The 22,645-nt window shown below is 49.5% G+C and carries 21 protein-coding genes and 1 other annotated feature; all 21 genes read right to left on the reverse strand.

The window, feature by feature from the left end; genetic code table 11:
* Window positions 1-144: 144 nt before the first annotated feature.
* Window positions 145-777, reverse strand: a complete 633-nt coding sequence (pyrE, locus tag AC0VYQ_RS10005; protein ID WP_475403498.1) for an orotate phosphoribosyltransferase — start codon at window positions 775-777, stop codon at window positions 145-147.
* Window positions 774-1,472, reverse strand: a complete 699-nt coding sequence (gene pyrF / locus AC0VYQ_RS10010) for an orotidine-5'-phosphate decarboxylase (protein ID WP_475403499.1) — start codon at window positions 1,470-1,472, stop codon at window positions 774-776. The genes pyrE and pyrF overlap by 4 nt, the downstream gene beginning before the upstream one ends.
* On the reverse strand, window positions 1,447-2,376 hold the full coding sequence (locus tag AC0VYQ_RS10015; RefSeq protein ID WP_475403500.1) for a dihydroorotate dehydrogenase: 930 nt from the start codon (window positions 2,374-2,376) through the stop codon (window positions 1,447-1,449). Before AC0VYQ_RS10015 ends, pyrF begins: the two co-directional genes overlap by 26 nt.
* Window positions 2,373-3,104, reverse strand: a complete 732-nt coding sequence (locus AC0VYQ_RS10020; protein ID WP_475403501.1) for a dihydroorotate dehydrogenase electron transfer subunit — start codon at window positions 3,102-3,104, stop codon at window positions 2,373-2,375. Before AC0VYQ_RS10020 ends, AC0VYQ_RS10015 begins: the two co-directional genes overlap by 4 nt.
* A complete protein-coding gene (gene carB, locus AC0VYQ_RS10025) occupies window positions 3,101-6,313 on the reverse strand; it encodes a carbamoyl-phosphate synthase large subunit (protein ID WP_475403502.1) in 3,213 nt (1,070 codons plus the stop codon). The genes AC0VYQ_RS10020 and carB overlap by 4 nt, the downstream gene beginning before the upstream one ends.
* A complete protein-coding gene (locus AC0VYQ_RS10030; protein ID WP_475403503.1) occupies window positions 6,306-7,394 on the reverse strand; it encodes a carbamoyl phosphate synthase small subunit in 1,089 nt (362 codons plus the stop codon). Before AC0VYQ_RS10030 ends, carB begins: the two co-directional genes overlap by 8 nt.
* Window positions 7,387-8,658, reverse strand: a complete 1,272-nt coding sequence (locus AC0VYQ_RS10035; protein ID WP_475403504.1) for a dihydroorotase — start codon at window positions 8,656-8,658, stop codon at window positions 7,387-7,389. Before AC0VYQ_RS10035 ends, AC0VYQ_RS10030 begins: the two co-directional genes overlap by 8 nt.
* Before the next feature lies 1 nt (window position 8,659).
* Entirely contained in the window at window positions 8,660-9,574 is a 915-nt protein-coding gene (locus tag AC0VYQ_RS10040; RefSeq protein WP_475403505.1) for an aspartate carbamoyltransferase catalytic subunit, read from the reverse strand.
* 122 nt (window positions 9,575-9,696) lie between these two features.
* Window positions 9,697-11,013 (reverse strand): uracil-xanthine permease family protein, encoded by a 1,317-nt coding sequence (locus AC0VYQ_RS10045; RefSeq protein WP_214892101.1) that lies wholly within the window; start codon window positions 11,011-11,013, stop codon window positions 9,697-9,699.
* Window positions 11,014-11,065: 52 nt separating this feature from the next.
* Window positions 11,066-11,596, reverse strand: coding sequence for a bifunctional pyr operon transcriptional regulator/uracil phosphoribosyltransferase PyrR (gene pyrR / locus AC0VYQ_RS10050; RefSeq protein ID WP_029330897.1), 531 nt, complete (start codon window positions 11,594-11,596; stop codon window positions 11,066-11,068).
* 237 nt (window positions 11,597-11,833) lie between these two features.
* Window positions 11,834-12,757: an RluA family pseudouridine synthase gene (locus tag AC0VYQ_RS10055; protein ID WP_475403506.1), complete on the reverse strand. Its 924-nt coding sequence runs from the start codon at window positions 12,755-12,757 to the stop codon at window positions 11,834-11,836.
* Window positions 12,757-13,230: a signal peptidase II gene (gene lspA, locus AC0VYQ_RS10060; protein ID WP_088837423.1), complete on the reverse strand. Its 474-nt coding sequence runs from the start codon at window positions 13,228-13,230 to the stop codon at window positions 12,757-12,759. Before lspA ends, AC0VYQ_RS10055 begins: the two co-directional genes overlap by 1 nt.
* A gap of 73 nt (window positions 13,231-13,303) precedes the next feature.
* Window positions 13,304-16,039: an isoleucine--tRNA ligase gene (gene ileS / locus AC0VYQ_RS10065; protein WP_475403507.1), complete on the reverse strand. Its 2,736-nt coding sequence runs from the start codon at window positions 16,037-16,039 to the stop codon at window positions 13,304-13,306.
* 58 nt (window positions 16,040-16,097) lie between these two features.
* Window positions 16,098-16,324: a binding site (T-box leader), on the reverse strand.
* Window positions 16,325-16,846, reverse strand: coding sequence for a DivIVA domain-containing protein (locus AC0VYQ_RS10070; protein WP_088837425.1), 522 nt, complete (start codon window positions 16,844-16,846; stop codon window positions 16,325-16,327). It abuts the feature before it with no gap.
* Window positions 16,847-16,869: 23 nt separating this feature from the next.
* Window positions 16,870-17,643, reverse strand: a complete 774-nt coding sequence (locus AC0VYQ_RS10075; protein ID WP_029330902.1) for a YlmH family RNA-binding protein — start codon at window positions 17,641-17,643, stop codon at window positions 16,870-16,872.
* Window positions 17,643-17,915, reverse strand: coding sequence for a YggT family protein (locus AC0VYQ_RS10080; RefSeq protein WP_084157614.1), 273 nt, complete (start codon window positions 17,913-17,915; stop codon window positions 17,643-17,645). Before AC0VYQ_RS10080 ends, AC0VYQ_RS10075 begins: the two co-directional genes overlap by 1 nt.
* Before the next feature lie 2 nt (window positions 17,916-17,917).
* Window positions 17,918-18,412, reverse strand: a complete 495-nt coding sequence (locus AC0VYQ_RS10085; RefSeq protein ID WP_029330904.1) for a cell division protein SepF — start codon at window positions 18,410-18,412, stop codon at window positions 17,918-17,920.
* Between the two features lie 30 nt (window positions 18,413-18,442).
* A complete protein-coding gene (locus tag AC0VYQ_RS10090) occupies window positions 18,443-19,114 on the reverse strand; it encodes a YggS family pyridoxal phosphate-dependent enzyme (protein WP_088837427.1) in 672 nt (223 codons plus the stop codon).
* The gene (gene pgeF, locus AC0VYQ_RS10095) at window positions 19,104-19,877 is read right to left on the reverse strand and encodes a peptidoglycan editing factor PgeF (RefSeq protein WP_214801894.1); all 774 of its coding nucleotides are present in this window, start codon (window positions 19,875-19,877) and stop codon (window positions 19,104-19,106) included. Before pgeF ends, AC0VYQ_RS10090 begins: the two co-directional genes overlap by 11 nt.
* Before the next feature lie 80 nt (window positions 19,878-19,957).
* The gene (gene ftsZ / locus AC0VYQ_RS10100) at window positions 19,958-21,118 is read right to left on the reverse strand and encodes a cell division protein FtsZ (protein ID WP_029330907.1); all 1,161 of its coding nucleotides are present in this window, start codon (window positions 21,116-21,118) and stop codon (window positions 19,958-19,960) included.
* 43 nt (window positions 21,119-21,161) lie between these two features.
* On the reverse strand, window positions 21,162-22,466 hold the full coding sequence (gene ftsA, locus AC0VYQ_RS10105) for a cell division protein FtsA (RefSeq protein WP_214765220.1): 1,305 nt from the start codon (window positions 22,464-22,466) through the stop codon (window positions 21,162-21,164).
* Window positions 22,467-22,645 lie beyond the last annotated feature (179 nt).

The following is a 22,645-nucleotide window of genomic DNA, read 5'->3' on the forward strand; positions in this document are numbered from 1 at the left end:
ACCTCCTTTGTTCTACAACTAGTGTAACAAAAAAAGTTTCCACCCCATACGACAAGTCAAAAAACATTCATCTAAAATCGTCAAGGCTCCTTACCCGTCCGGATAAGGAGCCTCTATTTACACTCTGGTATTTGATTCACTCAATCAAATCGTCGCTGTGAAACGGTCACTCCAAGCAACTGGATCAATTGACCACGCGAGCAGTTGTGTCTGTTCGTCTCTCGAGATCGCACTTGTCGCAACTGCCGTTTCGAGTAACTCCGAAAAATTCAGTAGCGATGTCGCCTTCAGATTCGCTGCCGTTAAATTAGCTTGCAAACGACTCATGCCATAGGAGAAGATGGCTTGAATCTGCACGACTTCCGCCCCTGCCTGTTGCAAAGCTTCAGCCGCATCAATCGATGATTTACCTGTCGATAACAGATCTTCGATGACAACGACGCGTTGGCCCGGTTTAATGCGCCCTTCGATTTGATTCCCTTTTCCATGTTGTTTGGCACTACCGCGGACATAGACCATCGGTAAGTTGAGTCGGTCCGCGACGAGCGCGGCGTGTGGAATACCCGCTGTCGCCGTCCCTGCGATGACGTCGACTTGTAACGATTTGACTTGCTGCGCCAATAAATCGGCAATCATCGAACGGACATCCGGACTCGACAATGTCAGACGATTATCACAGTAGATCGGTGAACGGAGTCCGCTCGCCCATGTGTACGGTTGACTCGGTGAAAGTGTGACGGCTTCGATTTCGAGTAATGCAGTCGCTAATTGATTCATTGTCGGATCCCCTTCCATTGTGCCAGTAAGTCTTCGTACATCGCTGCCGGGTCGTCCGCCTGCGTGATGGCGCGTCCGATTACAAGATCCGTCGCTCCCGCATCGCGGGCAAATTCAACCGTTGCGATTCGTTTTTGATCATGCGCCGCTGTCCCTGCCGGTCGAATCCCCGGTGTGACGAGTTGAAATCCATCGCGGCAACCCGGCTTGATTTTTTCAACATCGAGTGCTGAACAGACAACTCCGTCTAAACCAGCTTGTTCGGCTAGTTGTGCATATGCGACGACGACGGTATCCAATTCCTCATGAATCAGTAATTGTTCGACCATCGCCTGATCCGTCGACGTCAATTGTGTCACGGCAATCAACCGGATGCCCGCAGCTGTTTCGTCTAATCCTTCCCGTGCCGCACGCATCATTTCGAGTCCTCCCGCAGCATGAACGTTCGTCAACTCAACGCCGAGCTGACCGATGACGCGAAGTGTTCGTCGCGCCGTTTCCGGGATATCATGGACCTTCAAGTCTAAAAAGACGGCATGTCCCCGTTCGACCAATTGTCGGACGAACGCCGGCCCTTCGGCGTAATAGAGCTCCATGCCGACTTTGACGGCAGGTCGGACTGGACCGAATTTTTCTAAAAATCGAGTGACGTGTAATCCTGACGGAAAATCAAGCGCGATGTAAAGCTGCCCCATATGCGTTCCCCCTAATGTCTAAAATATGTTCGATCCCGAGTTCGTCCATTCGTTTCGGAAGAGCAGCAATCAACTCTTGGCAAATGAACGGATTGACGAAGTTCGCCGTCCCGACCGCTACAGCCGATGCACCAGCATAAATCATTTCTAGCACATCATCGACCTCCATGACGCCGCCCATCCCGATGATCGGAATCTCGACGACTTGTGCGACATCATGAATCATTCGGATTGCAACGGGTTTGATGGCGGGGCCAGACAAACCGCCAATCCGATTTGCGAGAATCGGTTGACCGGTCCGGACATCAATTCGCATCCCGACTAGCGTGTTGATCATCGTCAACCCGTCCGCTCCTGCCTGTTCGACGGCCTGTGCCATCTCGACGATTGACGTGACGTTCGGTGACAGTTTGACGTAGACGGGTTTATCCGACACTGCTTTGACACGTCGCGTTAATTCTGCTGCCATCCGTGGGTCTGTTCCGAACTGCAGTCCGCCGGATTTGACGTTCGGACAAGAGATATTCAACTCGATTGCTTTGACGACCGGATTTTGACTGATTAACCGGGTGACCGTTTCGTATTCTTCCGGTGTTGATCCGGCGACATTCGCGATGATTTCCGTATCGAACTGGCTTAAGAATGGTAACTTCGTTTCGATGATGCCTTCGACGCCCGGGTTTTGCAATCCGATTGCGTTCAGCATTCCCATTCCGCTCTCCGCGACGCGTGGGGTTGGATTTCCGTATCGCTCCTCGCCTGTCGCCGCCTTAATCATGATTCCGCCAAGGACAGATAAATCGTAGAACTTGGCAAACTCTTCCCCGAAGCCGAAGCAACCGGATGCTGGCATAATTGGATTTTTCAAATTCAATCCCGGTAACGTGACCGCTAATCGATTCATAAAATCACCTCTTCCGCCCGAAAGACAGGACCATCGGAGCATGTCTTCACGTAGTTTCCGTCCGGTGTCTTACAGACACAGGCGAAACAAGCACCAATCCCACAACCCATCCGGTTTTCAATCGACAGGAAACGATCTTGAATCGGGACCGTTTGCAAGGAGCGTAACATCGGTTCCGGCCCACACGCGAGTAACGTATCGAACCGCTCTGGTGTCAGTGCCGCCGTCACAAATCCTTGAACACCCGCCGTCCCGTCGACCGTCGTAATTGTCGTCGGCCCGAGCTTTTTAAACGCCTCTTCGTAAAACACACTGTCTGCTGTATCAAAACCAAGAATCGCTTCACACGTCACCCCACGTTCGACGAGTTTACGCATCGTATAATACAGCGGCGGAACACCGATTCCCCCACCAACGAGTACGACGCGACTCGTTCGCTCAATCAAGTTCACCGGAAAACCGTTTCCAAGTGGTCCGAGGGCATCGACGAGATCTCCAGGCCGTAAGGAAGCGAGTTCTTTTGTCCCTTGACCAATCTCTTTGAATAAAAAAGTGATTAGATCGCCCTCGACATTCGCGATTGAAATCGGACGCCGTAATAACGGACCAACGCGCAGGTGCATGAAGCGACCTGGTTCAATCTTTTTTACCTCCGGCATCCGACAAATCAACTCTGTCGCATTAACTGCGACCTTCTTCGTTGAGACGACCGTTAGTAGTTCAATCATCGCGTCACCGCCTTTTTCATATGCGTGAATGCTTGAATCGAACTCGCTTCGAACGAGAGACTTTCAATGACTCGGAGTAGGGCTTCTGCCGTATCGAGCGATGTCAGACAGACGACATTGTTTTCTGCGGCTGCCCGGCGAATGATGAAACCATCTTTCGTCACTTGGGAGTCGCGACTCATCGTGTTGATGACATACTCGACTTCTGCTTTTTCGATTAAATCGAGCATTGACCCTTGATCGGAACCAATTTTTCCGACGACCTGGACGGCTAACTCATGTTCTGTCAAGAAGCTTGCTGTTCCGGCTGTTGCGAGCAATGTGAATCCGAGTGCTGCAAACCGCTTGGCGAGACCCAGCATTTCTTGTTTATCTTGGTCAGCGACCGTCATCAAGATACGACCATGTTCAGGAATCGCCATTCCGGAAGCAAGCAATCCTTTATACAGTGCTTTCTCGAGCGTCCGGTCCGTTCCGATGACTTCACCGGTCGACTTCATTTCCGGTCCGAGTGACGGATCAACTTCCTTCAGTTTCGCGAATGAGAAGACCGGTACTTTGACGGACACGAGCTTCTCTTCCGGCAGGAGACCGCTTGTCAGTCCGTAAGACGCGAGTGTCTCGCCTAAGATGACGTTCGTCGCGAGACGTGCGACCGGTAACCCCGTTACTTTTGAGATGAACGGTACAGTCCGACTCGCCCGCGGGTTGACTTCAAGCACATAGAGTTCCCCGTCAGCGAAGACGAACTGGATGTTGAGCAATCCTTTGATGCGGAATGCTTTTGCGATGCGCGTCGTGTAATCAACGATTTGATCTTTGATTGCTTGCGCGACACGTTGCGGGGGATAAACCCCGATCGAGTCCCCGGAGTGTACTCCCGCGCGTTCGATGTGCTCCATGATACCCGGGATGACGACATCTTCACCGTCGCAAATCGCATCCACTTCAAGCTCCATTCCCGTCAAGTAACGGTCGACGAGGACCGGTCGTTCCGGCGAGGCGATGACGGCATGTTTCATATAATGTTCGAGCTCTTGTTGCCCGTAGACGATTTCCATTGCACGTCCACCGAGGACATAAGAGGGGCGGACGAGGACAGGATAGCCGAGACCCGCTGCCGCTGCCGTCGCTTCTTCGACCGTGACCGCTGTTTTTCCGGGCGGTTGTGGAATCTCAAGTTTTGTCAAAGCGGCTTCGAATTGTTTCCGGTCTTCTGCCATATCAAGATCTTCTAACGCCGTTCCGAGAATCTTGACCCCTTCGTCAGCGAGCGACTCAGCTAAGTTGATGGCAGTTTGCCCGCCGAACTGGACGATGACGCCGATTGGTTGTTCATTTCGGATGACTTCGAGAACATCTTCCGTCGTCAGTGGTTCAAAGTAGAGCCGGTCCGAAATCGAGAAGTCCGTCGAGACCGTTTCCGGGTTATTGTTAACGATGATCGCTTCATAACCCGCTTCGCGAATCGCTTGAATCGAGTGGACCGTCGCATAGTCGAATTCGACCCCTTGTCCAATCCGAATCGGCCCGGAACCCAGCACGAGAATCGATGGACGTGTCGTCGGTGCCGCTTCATTTTCGACTTCATACGTTCCGTAGTAATACGGTGTATCGGAAGCGAACTCTGCTGCACACGTATCGACCATCTTGTAGACGGGATGAATCTGTTCTTGATTTCGCGTATGACGAATCACGGTCTCACTTTTCTTCGTGATCCGGCCAATCATCGCATCGCTGAAGCCGTAACGTTTTGCGTGTAATAAACGCTCGCGTGTCAGCTCCTCGCGTGCCAACTCCTGTTCAATCCGGAAGATATGGTGTAACTTCTCTAAAAACAGCCGGTCGATGCTTGTCCATTCGTGAATTTGTTCGACCGAATAACCCCGCTCCATCCCCGCGTAAAGGGCGAATAACCGTTCATCCGTTGCTTCGACGATGTACTGGTTGAGTGTCACTTCATCCATGTCGAGGAAACGGTCCATCCGGAGATCCGACATCCCGATTTCGAGCGAGCGGACTGCCTTCAGCAAGGCTTCTTCCATCGTCCGCCCCATCGCCATGACTTCGCCTGTCGCCTTCATCTGCGTCCCAAGCGTCCGGTCTGCCGATTCGAACTTATCAAACGGCCAGCGCGGAATCTTTGCAACGACGTAGTCGAGTGCGGGTTCAAACGAGGCAAAACTCGTTTCCGTGATCGGGTTCTTCAGTTCCGATAAGGCATAACCGACAGCAATTTTTGCCGCAAGTTTTGCAATCGGGTAGCCTGTCGCCTTCGACGCCAAGGCCGACGAGCGTGAAACGCGCGGGTTCACTTCGATGACATAGTAGTCGAAACTATGCGGATCAAGTGCAAACTGGATGTTACATCCGCCTTCGATGCCAAGGGCACGGATGATGTCGAGTGAAACATTTCGCATCATTTGATAATCGCGGTCGGACAGTGTTTGGGTTGGAGCAAAGACAATCGAGTCGCCCGTATGGACGCCGACCGGGTCAAAGTTTTCCATCGCACAGACGATGATCGCTTGGTTCGTCGCGTCACGCATGACTTCGAACTCAACTTCTTTCATCCCGGCAATTGATTTCTCGAGCAATACTTGGTTCGCCGGACTCGCTTTGATACCGCCCTCGACGATTCGGACGAACTCGTCCATCGTTTCGGCAATCCCGCCGCCTGTACCACCGAGTGTGTAAGCCGGTCGAATGATGATCGGCAGACCGATTTTCGCGCAAAATTGTTCCGCTTCTTCTACTGTATGAACGATTTCACTCTCCGGGACACCGTGTCCCAGTCTGAACATCAATTTTCTGAACAAATCACGATCTTCTGCCTCTTCAATCGCAGACAGTTTCGTTCCGAGCAGTTCGACACCATATTCAGCCAAAACGCCGAGTCGATCGAGTTCGACCGCTAGATTCAATCCAGTCTGCCCACCGAGTGTCGCAAGCAAGGCATCCGGACGTTCCTTGCGGATGATCCGGGACACGAACTCCGCTTGGAGCGGTTCGATGTAAACCCGGTCAGCGACAGTCGGGTCTGTCATGATCGTTGCGGGGTTCGAGTTCACGAGGATGACTTCGTAACCTTCTTCCTTGAGTGCTTGGCACGCTTGGGTTCCGGCATAATCAAACTCTGCTGCTTGTCCGATGACGATTGGACCTGATCCGATAACGAGAATCTTCTGGATATCTTGACGTTTAGGCATGAGTGACCTCCTGTTGGTTCGTGATTTCTGTTAAAAACTGATCGAATAAATCATTGGCATCCATTGGACCGGGTGATGCTTCCGGATGATATTGAACAGAGAAGACAGGTTCCGTCCGGTGTCTGACACCTTCGACCGTCCCATCATTGATGGCGACGTGAGTGACGATTAACTCGAATCCCTTCAATGACTGTTCGTCGACGGCGTAGCCATGATTTTGTGAGGTGATGCTGACGTGACCGGTTTGAAGATCTTGAACCGGGTGATTGGCACCGCGATGACCGAACGGTAACTTGAACGTATCGGCGCCGTGCGCAAGCGCAATTAATTGATGACCGAGACAAATGCCGAAGATGACGATTTTCCCTGTCAACTCTTGAATCAATGGAATCGCTGTTGGAACGTCTTTCGGATTCCCGGGACCGTTCGATAACATCATGCCGTCCGGTTTATAACGCAAGACTTCCTTCGCCGTAACATTGTACGGTACGACGACAACTTCGCAACCGCGGCGGACGAGTTCACGGACGATGCCGAGCTTTGCACCAAAGTCGACGAGGACAATCCGCGGACCGGCACCCGGGATGATGTACGCCCGTTCCGTCGAAGCACGTTGCACCTGATCCGTTGCGAGCGGCATGTTGTGCAAACGGTCTAATTGATCGGCGAGATTAAATTCACCATCGACGAGCAATCCCCGCATGACGCCTTTTGATCGTAAGTGGCGCGTCAGTTGACGTGTATCGACGCCGGTTAAGCCCGGAATATCGAATTCTTCTAAGGACTCTGCTAACGACGATTGGGAGCGGAAGTTCGACGGAGTATGGCAGACTTCACGGACGATGAGTGCTTTCGCAAGTGGTCGCGTCGTTTCGTAATCTTCTCGGTTGATGCCATAGTTTCCGATCAAGGGATTCGTCAAGACGATCATCTGGTCACAATAGGATGGATCAGATAACATTTCCTGGTAGCCCGTCATCCCTGTCTGGAAGACGACTTCCCCCATCGTGACGCGTGTTGCGCCAAATGCTGTCCCTTCGAACGTCATACCATCTTCTAAAATGAGTGTCCGTTTAGACATGTGCCGTTTCCCCCTTGAATACGATTTTTCCATCGACGAGTGTCATGACCGGGTATCCTGTCAGTAACTGCCCCGCGAACGGTGTATTTTTTCCTTTTGAATAAAAGCGTTCTGGTTCAACCGGTCGAACGGTCTCTAAATCAAGCAACACGAGATCTGCCGGTGCCCCGACTTCCAAGCGACCATACGGTAAGTCGAACAAGGCGGCCGGCTTGCGTGTCAAGGCATCGACTAAGTCGCTTAGCGTCATCTGGTTCGTTTGAACAAGTTTCGTATAAAGTAGTGGAAAGGCTGTCTCGAAGCCCGTAATTCCAAATGGTGCCCGCTCGATGCCGAGCGCTTTTTCATCGGCTGCGTGCGGCGCATGATCCGTTGCGATACAATCAATCGTGCCGTCGCGTAACCCTTCGAGCAGTGCCGCCCGGTCTGCCTTACTCCGAAGGGGCGGATTCATTTTAAAGTTCGGATCCTGCCCCTCGATGTCATCTTCCGTCAGGACGAGATGGTGCGGTGTCACTTCTGCCGTGACACGGATTCCTGCCCGTTTGGCGTCACGAATGACCCGGACTGATTCTTTTGTCGAGACATGACAGACATGATAATGGCAGCCGGTCGCTTCTGCGATTAAGACGTCGCGCGCGATGTGGATACTTTCCGCTAGTGACGGAATCCCCTGCAGTCCTTCCCGTTCACTATACGCACCTTCATGGACACAGCCGGCTTTCAACGTATCGTCCTCACAATGGGCGACGACCGTCTTCCCTAGTTTTGCGGCATGTCGCATCGCTTCCCGCATGACGGCGGCACTTTGAACGCCGACGCCGTCATCTGTAAACGCAAAGGCATCCGTTAATTCTTCAAACGCGACGAGTTCCTGTCCTAGCTGATTTTTTGAAATCGCCGCATAAGGCAAAACCCGGACAGACGCCGTTTCTTCGATTTTCTTGAACAAGGCGTCTAACGTCTCGCGGTCATCCGGAACAGGACGCGTATTCGGCATCGGACAGATTGTCGTGAATCCGCCGGCTGCGGCTGCGGCCGTACCTGTTGCAATCGTTTCTTTATGTTCGCCACCCGGTTCGCGGAGATGGACATGAATATCGACGAAGCCTGGTGCTAACAAGCGGTTACTTGCATCGATGACTTGCTCGTCCGCCCGCGGCGCAGCATCGAGATCCGTAATCAAGCCATCCTCGATGCGAATGCTTGATTGTTGCAATTGTCCGTTTTGATACCATGTTGCGTGATCGATACGTAGTGTCATATTAAATCTCTCCTTCAGTTGAGTTAGGATGAAACGCACGTTCTAAAATCGCCATCCGGGCGAACACACCATTTTTCATCTGCTCGAAGATCCGTGACTGGCTATGTTCGACCAGTTCGTCCGCAATCTCGATTCCGCGATTGACGGGTGCCGGATGTAAGATGATTGCTTCCGGTCGGACCCGGCGCATCCGGTCGAGTGTCAAACCATATTGTTCGTGATACGTTTCTTCGAGCTCCATCGCTTGATTGTGCCGTTCCTGCTGAACCCGGAGTAACATGATGATGTCACTTTGCCCGATTGCCTCGTCAATCGGGACATAGGCAATCCCCATCGTCTCGTCAAACCATTCCGGTGGACCGGAACCGATGACGGTCGCCCCGAGTCGTTGCAACACGTCCGCGTTCGAGCGGGCGACCCGGCTGTGTCGCAGGTCACCACAGATGACAACCGTTTTGCCGTGAATATGACCGAATTCGGCAAACATCGTCATTAAATCGAGTAAAGACTGGGATGGATGTTGACCACTCCCATCGCCCGCATTGATGACCGGAATCGTCAACTGCTCAATCAGCGCGTGGTAATAACCTGTCTCGTGATGGCGGATGACAAGTGCTTCGACCCCGAGTGCCTCGAGTGTTTTACATGTATCGAGTAACGTTTCCCCTTTTTGGACGGACGATGTCGTCGTCTCAAACGGCAGGACATGCATTCCTAAGCGATGTTCCGCCATCTCGAATGAACAACGTGTCCGTGTCGAATTTTCAAAGAACAGGTTGGCAATCGTTTTATTCGCAAAGGTATTTGACGGTTGTCCATGTTTCAATTCAAGCGCCCGCTCAATCAACTGCTCGATTTCTAGAATCGAGAGCTGGTCGAGACTGACGAAATCGGGACTCACTGGTTGGGTTTTCATCTCGTTCACTCCTTTTTCGGCCGCAAAAAAGCGCACCTTCTGATGTGAAGGTGCGCTGAAGAAAGCAGATGAACATCTGCGATCTACAAGGGCCTCCACTTTATCGTCCTCTCGGGAACGTCTTAAAAGTCGTTAGCTGCTCGTTTCGGTTGTAAAGGTGTTTCTTCGATGTCGACTTCTTCCTGTGCCGCCTTCGGTAAAATCAAGTTCAAGACAACTCCGAGGATGGTGGCGAGCGCCATTCCTTCTAACGAGAAGTTCCCCACTTTCAAAGCTGCACCGCCGATGCCGATGACCAAGATGACCGCCGTGATCGTCAAGTTTCGTTTATCTGCTAAATCGACCTTACTTTCGACGATCGTCCGGAGACCGTTCGAGGCGATGACCCCGAACAAGAGGATGCTGATGCCGCCCATGACGGGTGTCGGAATCGTTTTAATAAAGCCTTCGACGTATCCAAGGAATCCGAAGCTGATCGCAAGTAATGCTGCGCCACCAAGGACAAACACGCTGTAGACACGCGTGATCGCCATGACACCGTTATTTTCGCCGTATGTCGTGACAGGTGGTCCACCGAGCATCGATGCGACTGCCTTGGCAATCCCGTCTCCAAGCACTGTCCGGTGCATTCCCGGATCAAGAAGCGTCTCGCGCCCGATGATGCGGGAAGTGACCTTTTGCTCACCGATATGTTCCGTCAGCGTGACGAGTGTGACCGGGACGATCAAGGCGAGCGCAGCCCAGTTCAAGGTCGGTGAATAGTCGAGGAACGGAATCGTAAAGTCAGGTAGATGGAAGAATGTTGCTTCGCGCAGTGGTGCGAAATCAACAATCCCACTAATTGCTGCGACGAGGTATCCGGCGAGAATGCCGAACAAAATCGGTACCGTACTCCACATGCCTTTAAAGTACGTCATCGCGAGGAGCGTAACTGCGAGCGTCGTCAAGGCGACGAAGAAGAACAAGCCGTTATATGTGCCATCCGCTCCGTTCATTGCCATGCTGACAGCCGTTGGGGCAAGCGATAGACCGATGACCATGATGACCGGACCGATGACGACCGGCGGAAGCAGTTTCATCAACCAGGAGACGCCTGTGTACGTGATGATCAAGGAGACGAGTCCATAGACAAGTCCAGCGACCATCCCGCCGACAAGAGCATCTTCGACACCCCAGCGTTCGCTGACGGCGATGATCGGGACGATGTAGGCAAAACTAGAACCAAGGTATGTGGGGACTTTGAAACGGGTGACGGCGAGGAAAATCAACGTGCCGACTCCGCTCGCGACGAGTGCGACAGATGTGTTTAATCCCGTAAGTAACGGAACGAGCACGGTCGCACCAAACATCGCGAAGACATGTTGGAGGCTGAGCATCAGCCATTGAAGAGGATGTTTCGGTAATTCACGGACTTCAAGAATTGCTTTATGTTTTGACATGAGAGCATCTCCCTTTCTGGTCTCTCTGGACCACGTTAAAGGTATTTTTGATTTAACGTTTAATGAATACTTGATCAGCATCGTCGACTTCTGATAAGGCGACGACGACTTGTTCTTCGCGTGACGTCGGAACGTTCTTGCCGATGAAATCTGGTCGAATCGGGAGTTCCCGGTGACCTCGGTCAACAAGTACAGCTAACTGAATCATGCTTGGTCGACCATGATCGACGAGTGCGTCCATTGCCGCGCGGACCGTCCGTCCCGTGTACAGGACATCATCGACGAGCACAACGATTTTTCCTGTGACGTCTTCCGGCATCTCGGACCCTTTGATTTCCGGCTCGAGGCTTTTCTTCGAGAGATCATCGCGGTACATCGAGATGTCGACGACACCGAGTAACACGGCTTTTCCTTCAATCTCTTCAATCCGCCGGGCAAGGCGTCTCGCAAGTGTTTCGCCCCGCGTCTTGATACCGACGATCATCAATTCTTCAATCCCTTTGTTGCGCTCGATGATTTCATGGGCGATTCGTGTTAAGGCACGACTGATTGCCGCTTCATCTAAAATGATGGCTGGTTTCATGGCTTCTCCTTTCATAAAAAAACCTCCTGCTTAATCGGCAGGAGATTGTTGAAGACAGATGTGTACATAGCAAAGCCATGTGTTTACACGCGTTACGGTGTCTCCCTTTCGTAGCCTCTCCGGACTCGATTAAAGGTGTTCTAATTTTGTAGGATCGTCACGCGGACGACCGATTTGGTGAGGCTGATGTCTCGCATCGCTCTCTAGGTGTTACTCTACCGTTTTATCAGAAAAACGTCAAGACTCTAATTCAAGTTTTTTCAACTGACTGATCTCAAACGTCATTTCTTCCGGGAGTGGTGCTTCGAACGTCAACCATTCGCCGGTCCGTGGATGTTCAAATCCGAGAACCGCTGCGTGGAGTGCTTGACCATTCATCTTCATCGTCTTCCGCGGTCCATATTTCGGGTCACCTGCGAGCGGGAATCCGATATAGCGCATGTGGACACGAATTTGGTGAGTCCGTCCTGTTTCGAGTTTACACTCAACGACCGTAAAGCCTTCATACCGGTCAAGGACACGGAAATGCGTGACAGCGGATTTTGAGTTTTTGTCCGTGACCGTCATCCGTTGACGGTCATTTTTATCACGACCGACTGGTGCTTCAATCGTTCCGAGTTCATGGGGAATTTCACCATGGACAAGCGCGATATACAGACGTTCCGTCGTCTTATCTTTTAATTGTTGCGCAAGCGATTCATGGGCTAAATCATTTTTAGCGACCATCAAGAGACCTGATGTATCTTTATCGATCCGGTGAACGATCCCTGGTCGTTTGACCCCATTGATGCCTGAGAGGTCTTGGCAGTGATGAAGCAACGCATTAACGAGTGTTCCTGACACGTGTCCTGCTGCCGGGTGGACGACCATGCCTTTTGGTTTATTGATGACGATGACATCGCTGTCTTCGTAAACGACATCTAGCGGAATGTCTTCCGGTAAGATTTCGAGTTCGACGGCTTCCGGGATATGCACGGTGATGCTTTCCGTTCCCGTCATCTTATAGTTCGGTTTCACGATGCGTCCGTCTACTTCGACGTGCCCCGCCTTTAACCAGTCTTGCACTTGCGAACGCGACCACTCTTGTTGTTCAGCCAACCATTTATCGATTCGCCCTGTCGCGCCTTTTGCTTCGACCGTCCATACTTGTTGTTCATTCATTAATCAATCGTTCCCTTCTTCGTCAAACGCTCTTCGAACATGACGCTAATCAGCATCAAAATCACTCCAAATGTCAAGCAGACGTCTGCGACATTAAAGATCGGAAAATTATAGCCGAACGGATAAAAGTGTAAGAAATCAACGACTTCCCCACGCGCCATCCGGTCAATGAAATTTCCGATCGCTCCACTCAGTAGTAAAGCGACACTCCAAGCAAATACTTTGTTTTTTGTTCCTTCTTTGTACAGAAAATAAATCAGACCAACAACAACGAGAACCGTCACGATGAAGAAGAAGCCGAATTTTCCTTCAAGCATTCCCCATGCCGCTCCACGGTTGCGGTATGAATTGAGATAAAAGAAATTTGGAATGACTTCAATCGCTTGACCAATCGTCATCTGCTGGACGACGATCCATTTCGTCAATTGATCCACTCCTACGAGTAAAGCAGCAATCACTAAGTAAAGCCACATCCTGTTTTCCCCCACATCAAAAAATAATGAGGGGTAGCTACGAAGTCGCAGTAGCCGCCCCTCCCCTTATTCATTATAAAGAATTGACGACCGCAGTACAACGAGGACAAAGTGTCGGATGAGCCGGATCTTGACCAAGTTCAGTCGAATATGTCCAGCAACGTTCACATTTCTCGCCGTCCGCTTTCAAAACAGTGATTGCCGTCGTCTCATAGTTACGTTCTGCCGAGTCGACAAAATCGATGTGTGAGACTTGAAGCAGTTGTTCAAGATGGTCGATTGTCGCAAGCAAGTTCTTCGTCGCTTCGTTCGGTGCGAGCTCGAGTTTGGCTTCGAGCGTTTTCCCGACGAGCTTCTCTGCCCGTGCTTCTTCAAGCGCCTTCAAGACATCATCGCGGAAGACGAGGAACGCGTTCCATTTCGCGATCAGTGCAAGTCCTTCTTCCGATACGTCGACTGCTTCCGGTAGATCCGTCAAGAAGATACTTGCCGTCTCGACACCAGGAACGAATTCCCATGCTTCGTCTGCCGTATGCGGTAAGACAGGTGCCATCAATTGTAACAATGTCACGACGGTATCATACATGACCGTTTGAACGGCACGACGCTCCGGTGCATCTGCTTGTTCGATATACAAGATGTCTTTCGTGTAGTCGAGGTAGAACGAAGACAGGTCAAGGACACAGAAGTTATGCAACAGTTGGTAAACTGCCATGAAATCATACGCATCATAGGCTTTTTTGACTTTACCGACTAATTGATCGAGCTTCGTCCGCATGAAACGGTCTGCTTCCGGTAAATCTTCAAACGCAACACGATGTGCCGTGTGATCGAATTGATCCAAGTTCCCGAGCAGGAAACGGACCGTGTTCCGGATTTTACGGTATGATTCTGAAACTTGTTTAAAGTTGTCCATCGATGCCCGGACATCTGACTGATAATCGACTGACGCAACCCACAGACGAAGAATCTCTGCACCAAATTGTTGCATGATTTGGATTGGGGCAATCGTATTCCCGATCGACTTCGACATCTTCCGTCCTTGACCGTCTAATACGAAACCATGGCTGACGACGGCTTTATACGGTGCTTTTCCCGTTGTCGCAACAGCTGTCGAAAGCGACGAGTTGAACCAGCCACGGTATTGGTCTGAACCTTCGAGGTAAAGATCAGCCGGACGCTCTAGTTCTGGACGCGCTGCCAGCACACCGGCATGTGACGAGCCGGAATCGAACCAGACATCCATGATGTCTGTTTCTTTTTTGAACTGACCATTCGGACTTGCCGGGTGCGTAAAGCCTTCCGGCAATAAGTCGATTGCTTCGCGTTCATACCAGACGTTCGAACCGTGCTCTGCGAACAAGTTCGCGATATGGTCGATTGTTTCCGGTGTAACGATTTCTGTTCCGTCTTCTGCATAGAAGATTGGAAGTGGCACGCCCCATGCACGTTGACGCGAGATGACCCAGTCGCCACGATCTTTAAACATGTTGTGAAGACGTGTTTCTCCCCATGCCGGTACCCACTGAACATCTTTGATTTCGTCGAGGATTTCCGCACGGAAGTCTTTAATCGACGCGAACCATTGTGGTGTTGCCCGGAAGATGACCGGTTTTTTCGTCCGCCAGTCGTGCGGATACGAGTGTTTGATGAACGATAGTTTCAACAATGCGCCCGCTTTTTCTAACGCAAGACCGACTTCTTTATTCGCATCTTCATAGAACATGCCTTCGAATCCCGGTGCTTCCGCCGTCATGACCCCTTTATCATCGACCGGGCAGAGGACGTCGAGTCCGTATGCTTGTCCGATGCGATAGTCATCTTCCCCGTGTCCAGGTGCCGTATGCACGACGCCGGTTGCTTCCGCCGTAACATGATCACCGAGCATGACGAGTGATTCACGGTCGTAGAGTGGGTGTTTGGCTTTCATGTATTCGAAATCTGCTCCATTGAAGACACGACCGACTGTCGCGTCTTCCCATCCGAGTGCCTCGATGACTTCAGGAACAAGCGCCTCTGCGACGATGTAACCTTTTCCTTCGTACTCGATTCGGGCATACGTGAGTTCCGCACTGACAGAGATTCCGAGGTTTGCAGGAATCGTCCACGGCGTCGTCGTCCAGATGACGAAGTGATCCGTCGGCTCTAAGATGTTGTTTCCTTCTAAGACAGGGAACGCAACATAGATGGCAGCAGAACGTTTATCATGGTATTCGATTTCCGCTTCTGCTAGTGCCGACTCAGAAGAAGGTGACCAGTAGACTGGTTTTTTTCCTTTATAGATATAGCCTTTGTTCGCCATGTCACCGAAGAGGCGAATTTGCGCCGCTTCGAATTCCGGTTGGAGCGTGATGTATGGATTATCATAGTCACCGAGAACACCTAAACGCTTAAACTGTTCACGCTGATGATCGACTTGTTCGAGTGCATATTTCGCACACAACTCACGGAACTCAGCGACCGACATCGTCTTCCGGTCGACACCTGATTTTTGGAGTGCTGTTTCAATCGGTAAACCGTGTGTATCCCAACCCGGTACATACGGTGAACGGAAACCATTCATCGATTTGTAACGGACGACGATATCTTTTAAGACTTTGTTTAATCCGTGCCCCATGTGGATATCACCGTTTGCGTATGGTGGTCCATCATGAAGGATGAAGGTTGGTTTCCCAGCATTTTTTTCTTGAACTGCTTGATATAAGTTCATCTCGTTCCAACGTGCCTGCATGTCCGGCTCACGTTTCGGCAAGTTACCTCGCATTAGAAATTCAGTTTTCATCATCAGTAATGTATCTTTGTACTCCATCTGGCATTCCCTCACTTCTTTTAATTTAACATACAAAAAAAGCCAAACACATCCCTGGTATAGGGACGAGCTTGGCTTGAACTCGCGGTACCACCCTACTAGTAGTTCAACCGTACGAACTACCACTTAAGAGCCCGATAACGGGGGCGAATCGGTGCGACTTACTTAATGGTTCAGTCTCACACTCGAAGGGGATATCCATTCTCACTTACTGTTCGGGCTCACACCAGTCCCCGATTCGCTTGCAGCAGTCTGATTAAGACGTGTCCTTGTCATTGATTTAAGTTATATGACATCGTCGTCATTATACGCAACTGCCGGAATCTCGTCAAGCGCACCACGGGTCGAACTATCAAACGCGTCCCAATCATGGCTTGCCAATAACTCCATCTGCGCATCGATCAAGACTTTAAAACGATTACGGTACAATTCGATTTTCTTACGCATCTGTTCGACTTCAAAGTCTGTCCGTTGCGCTCGACGCTGTGCGGAATCTTGCAGTTGTTCCGCTTCACGCTCGGCTTGTTTTAAAATCAAGCTTGCTTCTTTCGTCGCATTGGCCTTGACTTCTTCTCCCGCTTCTTGGGCAACGATGATTGACTTGTTTAACGTCTCTTCCATCGAACTGAAGTAATCGACACGCGATTGCATGTTTTGAATCACTTCTTGCTGTTGACGGTTTTCCCGCAACAACATTTCAAAATCCTTGATGACTTGATCAAGAAATTCGTTGACCTCATCCTCGTCATAGCCGCGAAACTTACGTGTAAATTCCTTATTATGAATATCAAGTGGCGTCAATGGCATGATGAAATCCTCCTCAGCATTTTTTAACCTTTTAATAATCCGTACTGTAATTTAATCCGGTCGCGTTTCGTCGACCCTAAAATAGCCGTCAATTTGACGCGTCCTGTTCCACGGAGCGAAAGCAAATCGCCTTCTTCAAGCATGAAGCTTGGATCTTCGACGATTTTATAATTCACTTTACTTTCCCCTTGTTTAATCAAACTCTGTGCTTTTTGTCTCGAAAAACCAAGCACTTCGCTGACGACAGTATCAAAGCGGAGCGAACTGACGAATCCAAGTTCTTCTTGCCATTCCTGTTCTTTGATCTTCAATTGGTCTTCTAGTTCGACGCGAGATAAACGAATTTTCGTTTTCCCTGCCCGCTCGACGTTCACTTCGATATAAGAAGCAACGTCTTCTGCGACTGCGAACTGAACGACTTGATCTTGAATGACGACGTCACCGAACTTGCCGCGTTTCAGACCGACGTTTAAGAGCGTACCTGTTACTTGTCGATGCGATAGTTCAACGAATTTTGTAGGATAATGAATACGATAGATGGCAATATCAAAGTCGCTCGCATCAAGTTCGTAGTAATCAGGCGCAATTAGTGCCCGCTGTCGCTCTGCCCCTTCGAAACCGCCCTCAAAAAAGAGGGCACATTTCGTTCCGACGAGTTCACGTGTGATTTGCTGTTCGCGTGGGTCAAGAAAATCTGTCAGTTTAAACGTATAGGTCGCTTCGACATGATCGATCCAGTTTAAGACAAGATCGACGAACTCCCGCTCATGTCCGCGATAGTGATCATAGACGCTCATTAGAAGAAGATTGCTCGAATGCCTGACTGTGCTAAGTTCAACACTAAAAAGGCAACGATTGGTGAGATGTCAAGCATACCTCCGATGGGCGGGATGATCCGTCGGAAAGGCGCGAGGAACGGTTCGACTAACATCGCGAGTACTTGTCCGAATCTTGACTCTCGTGCGTTCGGGAACCATGAAAGTAAAATATAAGCAATCATGACATAGCTATAATATTGAAGTAACGTGCCCAATGTACGCCCAATCGCGTACATAACTTGTGAATCCATGTTTACCACCCCTTATGATTGATATCATCTTCTCCAAGTAGATTTGAAATACTACCCGCGAGCTCGACGTTGTTCGGCACACAGAGGAGCGTGTTTTGACTGATTGTCGTAATCGTACCATCGAGTGCAAAGACGACGCCTGAAAGAAAATTAATCATTTGCCGTGATTGATCTTTTGACATGCGTTGCATGTTAACGATGACCGCACGATTTTGACGGAGATGCTCCCCAATTTCTTGTGCTTCATTGAAGACACGCGGCTCACTTAAAATGACTTGTGATTTTGCTTTTTTCGTATGAATCGGAACGATATTCGATTGACGCACAGGGTCCTCCTTTTGAGTAACACTCGGGGTAGATTCCTCGTAGTACTCTTCATACTCTTGCTCTGCAGTACCTCTACCTTTATTTATTGTAGCATCATTTTCATATTCAAGTTCGTCTAAATCGTCTGTGTTCCCAAGAAACAGATGTTGCATTTTCGATTTGAATCCCATTTCGATTCTCCTTTCAACTTCTTCTACGTTTTATGATTGGACGAGGACCGTACCGATTCTGACGTGTGTCGCCCCTTCTTCAATCGCAATCTCATAATCAGACGACATCCCCATCGATAATTCCGTACAGGGAGCGTAAGACAGGTTTCGTGCTGCTACTTCGTCTCGTAAGACGCGTAAAGCGCGGAAAACGGACCGCACTTCCTCTTGATTTTCTGTCAATGGTGCCATCGTCATGAGTCCAATCACACGAACTTTTGGATATTGACCGATTTCATGTAGAAAGGAATGGATGTCTTCTGCGGAGATACCTTGTTTCGAAGCTTCACCCGAGACATTGACTTGAACAAAACAATCGATAGGACGTTTTGCACGTTTATTGATTTCTTCCGCTAAATGCAAACGATCAAGTGAGTGAAGCACATCGATTTGATCGATGATTTGACGTACTTTTCGCGACTGCAGTGTCCCGATGAAGTGCCACTCACAGGCTTCACGCCCAAGTGCTGCTTGTTTTTCTGACAAACCCTCCGGACGATTTTCACCTAGCGCCGTTATACCTGCTTCTAACAGCTCAGAGGCAACTTGACTTGAAACTGATTTCGTCACGCCAATCAGTTGTACCTGCTTTTTTTGAAAACTCTTTTCACTCGCTTGTTGCATCTTTTGTTGGACAAGTTGAACATTTTCATTAATCGACATGTAATGACTCCTTTACGATCAAGCTCGCGAAACGACCTTGGTGGTCCCCATGACGGTAAGAGAAATAGTCATCTGCTTGGCAGTGCGTACAAATTCCTGCATCAATGATGTCACCTAATCCACTTCGCTCTGCTAATGCAGCATTCGTCTGCTGAAGCGAAAGCATCGCTTTTCCGTTTTCTTTCATTGTGTACGGCGTATCTTCAAGACCAAGCCCGTCAATCGCTTCAAGGACAGGTTGGTCGACCTCATAACAACATTCACGAATCGAGGGTCCGATGACCATTTGAATCGAGGAACGATCTGCCCCCGCCGCTTCCATTCGGGCGACAGTCGCTTCAACGATATTCGCGACTGTTCCACGCCATCCGGCATGCGTATTCGCAATGATTCCTGTCGTCGGATCACAAAAAACGAGTGGTACACAATCCGCGAATAACATGGCGAGTAATACATTTGCATCCGTCGTCACCAATCCATCTGTACCCTCAATCGTTGTTCCATAATCCAGTGCGCCTCGTCCAGAATCCAGCGTCGTCACTTGTTCGACATGGTTCCCGTGAACCTGTTCTGCCCAAACTGAATTTTCGAGCGATAAATCAAGTTGACGGGCGATGACTTGCCGGTTTTGAATGACACCATCGCGATCGTCATTGACATGCAATCCAAGATTGCCAATACCATGCGGCGCTGAAAATTTTGTAGTGAATGCTGCACGCACTGTACCGGTCGGTGTATCCCACTTTATCCATTGACCAAACATCATTTCACATCCCTTTCAAAAAAGAGGTGCCGCTTACGCGACACCTCTTTGTCTAGCAGTCGTGTCTTGGAAAAAATCGATTAACGATTGTTCCGACGAAGGAATGATGGAATGTCCATCGTTTCTTCAACATCTGACCCTTTTGCTGGTTCTGGATTCGAGCTGACAGGTGTCTCTTCGACTTGTGGTTTCGGCTCCTCAGTCGCAGCAGGAGTTGGAGTCGCCTGCTTTTTCTTGAGTAAGTTTTTCATCATTTCTTGAGCAGATGGAATCTCGAAATCGAGTGGCTCGTTTTCGAATTCTGTTGCGATGACGGTAACGATGATTTCATCTTCTAAGTTATCGTTGATAACAGAACCGAAAATCAAGTTTACTTCTTCATCTGCTGCACTTTGAACGATTTGAGCAGCTTCCGTTACTTCATATAGACTGAGGTTCGCACTACCTGTGATGTTCATTAAGACACCTTTTGCACCTTCAATCGATGTTTCAAGCAATGGACTTGAAATGGCTTTCTTCGCAGCTTCCGTTGCACGGTGTTCGCCTGTCGCAACACCAACGCCCATCAAGGCAGATCCTTTTTCAGTCATGATTGTCTTAACGTCTGCAAAGTCTAAGTTGATTAAACCAGGGACAGCGATTAAGTCTGTGATCCCTTGAACCCCTTGACGAAGCACATTATCCGCTTCTTTGAATGCTTCGAGCATCGGCGTGTTACGATCAACGATTTCAAGTAATTTATCATTCGGAATGACGATTAACGTATCGACTTTTTCTTTAAAGTTTTGCACACCCGATACAGCGTGTTGCATCCGTTTGCGTCCTTCAAACATGAACGGTTTCGTTACTACACCGACAGTCAATGCGCCGATTTCTTTTGAAATTTCAGCGATGACTGGCGCAGCACCAGTTCCTGTCCCGCCACCCATACCTGCAGTAACGAAGACCATATCAGCACCTGACAAAATCTCTGTCAATTGTTCACGGCTTTCTTCTGCCGCTTTTTTACCGATTTCTGGATTCGCACCTGCACCTAAACCGCGTGTCAGCTTTGCACCAAGTTGGAGCTTCACATCTGCCTGCGACATGTTGAGTGCTTGTGCATCTGTATTGACGGCGATGAATTCTACGCCTTGTACACCATGTTCAATCATTCGGTTGACGGCGTTTGAACCACCGCCACCTACGCCGATGACCTTAATTTTAGCTACTTGGTCCATCATTTCATCAAAATGCAACATAAAAGGGGCCCCCTAATTTTTTATACTCATTGTATTTTAGTCATTAACCAAAAAACTTTTCAAAGAAACTACTGAATGATTTACGCTCTTTTGGAGGTTGTTCCTGTTGCGTTCGTTCTTCGCGTACTGGAGACGGTGTCGGGTTCGTAAGCAATTGTTCTTGTTCACGATTTTGCGCCACGACTTCCTTCTCGTCCGCACGATCAAATCCTGATTTCGAAACCGTACTTCTTGAGAGTACATAGCGTAACATGCCGGCTGCCACAGCGTACTTCGGATTACGAATGCCTAAGCTGGCCGGTTGGTAGACGTTGACGTTCTGGTTGAAAATCCGTTTCCCTAGCTGATCGATTCCAGGAAGCGAAGAACTTCCACCGCAGAGAATGATGCCACTATTCATTTGTGGATGGCCAGCCTGCGTCATCCGTTTTTGAATCATCTCGAAGATTTCTTCGAGGCGTGCCTCTAAAACGAAACCGATCTCAGGTTGCGGCTCAAAACGATGCTCCCCATTAATCGTTACGTAGGATACCTTTTCTTCAGGATCCCCTAACGATTCAAGCGCCACTCCGTATTCTTCCTTCGCAAGTTTTGCATCTTGGTACTTACAATTCATCTTATACGTTAAGTCACGTGTCAGATGATCGCCACCATAAGGTAACGTCGTCGAGTAAACGAGATCGTTTTTTTCATAAATCGACAATGTTGTCGTCTCGTGTCCAATGTCGATGATGCCGACGCCAAGCTCCAGTTCATCGATTGATGCCGCGATTCTTGAAACAGCTAAGCTTTCAAGTACGTATCCTGCAAGCTCTAGACCAGCCCGTTCGATTGAACGTTTAATGCTATGTAGGATCGTCTTCGCTCCAATGATCAACTTCCCTGTCACTTCTAGACGATAGCCGATCATACCACGTGGATCCGTGATTTCTGTTTGTTGGTCGACCGTAAACGTTTTCGGTAGTACATCGACAACACTTAATTCGTTCGGAATGCGCATGACCATTGCGGAGTGTAAGACGTCTTTGACGTCGTCATCCGTAATTTCATTGTCTTCGCCTTTAATTGAAGTCATCCCTTGACAATCCTTGACTTGAATGTGTTCTCCAGAAATTGCTACATATACTTCACCAATCGGTTCACCGAGTGTCCGTTCCACTTCAGCGACCGCTTGTTTAATGGCATTGACTGTTTGGTCGATATCGACGATGACGCCACGTTTGACACCGGCAGATGGTGCAGAACCCTCCGCTAACACGTTCAGTGTCCCGCCGAGTAGTTCACCGACGATGAGTTTCACTTCCGATGTTCCAATGTCTAGTGCGGCAATCGTACCTTTCGTTTCCATGGGAGTGACACCTCCACTTTCATAATACTCATACTGATTGTCCCTATATATATTCAGGAAACAAGATAAACTTCTTCTCGTTTAAGTCTACACTATATAAAACCCTACGAAAAGAAGTTATTGTCTAACTTACCCATCTAATAGATTACGATTTGATGACGATACGCCTACTTATTTAC

It is taken from the genome of Exiguobacterium sp. QJM3NY_9, from assembly GCF_056173545.1.

Excerpts from the sequence above, each read along its gene's own strand:
- ftsZ (WP_029330907.1), bottom strand. The coding sequence starts at position 21,118 with ATGTTGCATTTTGATGAAATGATGGACCAAGTAGCTAAAATTAAGGTC.
- pyrR (WP_029330897.1), bottom strand. The coding sequence starts at position 11,596 with ATGAAACCAGCCATCATTTTAGATGAAGCGGCAATCAGTCGTGCCTTA.
- AC0VYQ_RS10090 (WP_088837427.1), bottom strand. The coding sequence starts at position 19,114 with ATGTCGATTAATGAAAATGTTCAACTTGTCCAACAAAAGATGCAACAA.
- pgeF (WP_214801894.1), bottom strand. The coding sequence starts at position 19,877 with ATGTTTGGTCAATGGATAAAGTGGGATACACCGACCGGTACAGTGCGT.
- AC0VYQ_RS10015 (WP_475403500.1), bottom strand. The coding sequence starts at position 2,376 with ATGAATCGATTAGCGGTCACGTTACCGGGATTGAATTTGAAAAATCCA.
- AC0VYQ_RS10070 (WP_088837425.1), bottom strand. The coding sequence starts at position 16,846 with ATGCCATTGACGCCACTTGATATTCATAATAAGGAATTTACACGTAAG.
- AC0VYQ_RS10045 (WP_214892101.1), bottom strand. The coding sequence starts at position 11,013 with ATGTCAAAACATAAAGCAATTCTTGAAGTCCGTGAATTACCGAAACAT.
- pyrF (WP_475403499.1), bottom strand. The coding sequence starts at position 1,472 with ATGGGGCAGCTTTACATCGCGCTTGATTTTCCGTCAGGATTACACGTC.
- AC0VYQ_RS10075 (WP_029330902.1), bottom strand. The coding sequence starts at position 17,643 with ATGAGCGTCTATGATCACTATCGCGGACATGAGCGGGAGTTCGTCGAT.
- ftsA (WP_214765220.1), bottom strand. The coding sequence starts at position 22,466 with ATGGAAACGAAAGGTACGATTGCCGCACTAGACATTGGAACATCGGAA.
- AC0VYQ_RS10020 (WP_475403501.1), bottom strand. The coding sequence starts at position 3,104 with ATGATTGAACTACTAACGGTCGTCTCAACGAAGAAGGTCGCAGTTAAT.
- carB (WP_475403502.1), bottom strand. The coding sequence starts at position 6,313 with ATGCCTAAACGTCAAGATATCCAGAAGATTCTCGTTATCGGATCAGGT.
- lspA (WP_088837423.1), bottom strand. The coding sequence starts at position 13,230 with ATGTGGCTTTACTTAGTGATTGCTGCTTTACTCGTAGGAGTGGATCAA.
- AC0VYQ_RS10080 (WP_084157614.1), bottom strand. The coding sequence starts at position 17,915 with ATGGATTCACAAGTTATGTACGCGATTGGGCGTACATTGGGCACGTTA.
- pyrE (WP_475403498.1), bottom strand. The coding sequence starts at position 777 with ATGAATCAATTAGCGACTGCATTACTCGAAATCGAAGCCGTCACACTT.
- AC0VYQ_RS10085 (WP_029330904.1), bottom strand. The coding sequence starts at position 18,412 with ATGGGATTCAAATCGAAAATGCAACATCTGTTTCTTGGGAACACAGAC.
- AC0VYQ_RS10055 (WP_475403506.1), bottom strand. The coding sequence starts at position 12,757 with ATGAATGAACAACAAGTATGGACGGTCGAAGCAAAAGGCGCGACAGGG.
- AC0VYQ_RS10040 (WP_475403505.1), bottom strand. The coding sequence starts at position 9,574 with ATGAAAACCCAACCAGTGAGTCCCGATTTCGTCAGTCTCGACCAGCTC.
- AC0VYQ_RS10030 (WP_475403503.1), bottom strand. The coding sequence starts at position 7,394 with ATGTCTAAACGGACACTCATTTTAGAAGATGGTATGACGTTCGAAGGG.
- ileS (WP_475403507.1), bottom strand. The coding sequence starts at position 16,039 with ATGGAGTACAAAGATACATTACTGATGATGAAAACTGAATTTCTAATG.
- AC0VYQ_RS10035 (WP_475403504.1), bottom strand. The coding sequence starts at position 8,658 with ATGACACTACGTATCGATCACGCAACATGGTATCAAAACGGACAATTG.